This is a genomic window from Streptomyces odonnellii, assembly GCF_000981895.1.
Taxonomy (GTDB): Bacteria; Actinomycetota; Actinomycetes; order Streptomycetales; family Streptomycetaceae; genus Streptomyces; species Streptomyces odonnellii.
The window spans coordinates 1-2,088 of record NZ_LATD01000557.1; the positions used below are offsets into that span (position 1 = coordinate 1).

General features: G+C 69.9%; 2 protein-coding genes and 1 tRNA gene. 1 reads left to right on the forward strand and 2 read right to left on the reverse strand.

The features are described 5' to 3' along the window. Positions 1-2: 2 nt before the first annotated feature. Together WH07_RS34940 and WH07_RS34945 are read right to left on the reverse strand one after the other, a co-directional pair. Positions 3-76 (reverse strand) — tRNA-Pro (locus WH07_RS34940). 86 nt (positions 77-162) lie between these two features. Beyond that, positions 163-1,089: a metallophosphoesterase gene (locus WH07_RS34945; RefSeq protein ID WP_046509104.1), complete on the reverse strand. Its 927-nt coding sequence runs from the start codon at positions 1,087-1,089 to the stop codon at positions 163-165. Between the two features lie 77 nt (positions 1,090-1,166). On the opposite strand from WH07_RS34945, the gene WH07_RS34950 reads away from it, so the two are divergent. Beyond that, positions 1,167-1,628 carry a GatB/YqeY domain-containing protein gene (locus WH07_RS34950; protein ID WP_046509106.1) on the forward strand — a complete coding sequence of 154 codons (462 nt, stop codon included), beginning with the start codon at positions 1,167-1,169 and terminating at the stop codon, positions 1,626-1,628. Positions 1,629-2,088 lie beyond the last annotated feature (460 nt).

The following is a 2,088-nucleotide window of genomic DNA, read 5'->3' on the forward strand; positions in this document are numbered from 1 at the left end:
CGTCGGGGTGGCGGGATTTGAACCCACGACCTCTTCGTCCCGAACGAAGCGCGCTGCCAAGCTGCGCTACACCCCGATGTCGCTCGTGTGGCGGCGACATCGATTACTTTAGCCCACCGCTGGCCGGAGACGAAATCCGGTTTTGGGGTGGCCGCGGGGCGGTCACGGGCGGCTCGTGAGGGTGAGGAGGGTGGCTTCGGGGGGGCAGGCGAAGCGGACGGGGGTGTAGCGGTTGGTGCCGCAGCCCGCGGAGACGTGGAGGTACGAGGTGTGGTCCGCGGAGCGGTGGGTGGAGAGGCCCTTGACGCGGTCCGTGTCCAGGTCGCAGTTGGTGACCAGCGCGCCGTAGAAGGGGATGCAGAGCTGTCCGCCGTGGGTGTGGCCCGCCAGGATCAGGGGGTAGCCGTCGGCGGTGAAGGCGTCCAGGGAGCGCAGGTACGGGGCGTGCACCACGCCGATCGAGAGGTCCGCGTCCGGGTCGGGGCCGCCCGCGACCCGCTCGTACCTGTCCCGCTTGATGTGCGGGTCGTCGACGCCCGTGAAGGCGATCTCCTGGCCGTCGATCTTGAGTCGCCCACGCGTGTTGTTGAGGCCCACCCAGCCCGCCGCGTCGAAGGCGTCGCGCATCGGTTCCCACGGGTTGTGCACCACGGAGACGGCGGGAGCGTTGCCGTTCAGGCCGTGCCGCCCCTGGGCCTTTTCGAACAGGTAGCGGGCGGGGTTGCGCAGCTTCGGGCCGTAGTAGTCGTTCGAACCGAAGACATAGACACCCGGGAACTCCATCAGGGGCCCCAGCGCGTCCAGCACCTCCGGTACGCCCTCCGGGTCGGACAGGTTGTCGCCCGTGTTCACGATGAAGTCCGGGCGCAGCCCCGCCAGCGACTGGAGCCAGCGCTGCTTCTTGCGCTGGCCGCTCACCATGTGGATGTCCGACACCTGGAGCACCCGGAGATCGCGCATCCCGCGCGGCAGCACCGGTACGGAGATCCGCCGCAGCCGGAACGAACGGGCTTCGAAGCCGGCGGCATAGGCGAGGCCGGCCGCGCCGACTGCCGCGATTCCCAGGGGTACTCCGTAGCGTGCACGCATGTGCCCATCGTCGCAGACACCGTACCGGCGCGTAATCCGTGGGCCCGTACGACGGTCCACCTGCCACACTTGGGCCCATGAGCAGCCTTAAGACCAAGCTGAAGGAAGACCTCACCGACGCCATCAGAGCGCGCGACGAGCTGCGCTCCGCCACGCTCCGGCTGACGCTCTCCGCGATCACCAAGGAGGAGGTCTCGGGCACGAAGGCGCGCGAGCTCTCCGACGACGAGGTGCAGAAGGTGATCGCCAAGGAGGCGAAGAAGCGCCGTGAGGCGGCGGAGGCCTTCACCCAGGGGGGCCGTACGGAGCAGGCCGAGCGCGAGCGGGCGGAGGGCGCGCTGCTCGACACGTACCTGCCCGCGCAGCTCAGCGACGAGGAGCTGAGCGCGATCGTCACCCAGGCCGTCGAGGAGGCGAAGGCGGCGGGTGCCGAGGGGCCGCGCGCGATGGGCGCCGTGATGAAGATCGTGAACCCGAAGGTCGCCGGCCGCGCCGAGGGCGGCCGCGTCGCCGCCCTGGTCAAGCGGTCCCTCGCCTGACACGGGCCGGCGGACGCCCCCCGGGCCCGTTCCGATCGGCGTACGCCCGGACGCCCCCGGGCCCGGTCCCATCCGTGCACGTCGGATCGGACCGGGCCCCGGATCTGCAGGATCAGCCGTACAGCCGATCAGCCATATGCCGGATGAGCTGTACGTAGGACCGTCGTGTGGTCATACCGTCCTACGGCGTCCTGCGGCCGTACGAGCCGGCTGTACATCGCCGTCTGTACGTCCGTGTGTGCGAGCCTCGTGTACGGGCCGCTCTTACGGACCGTGTGTACGAGTCGACTGTCCGTACCGGCCGCCCGTACACACGCCCGTACACCCACCATGTACCGCGCGCACATGTGCCCAGAGCACATGTCGCGCCTCCACATGTCGCGGCCCCACGCATCACGGCCTCCACATGTCGCGGCCCCACACCTACCCCACCCACACAGACCCGCTCACACCCGCGCAC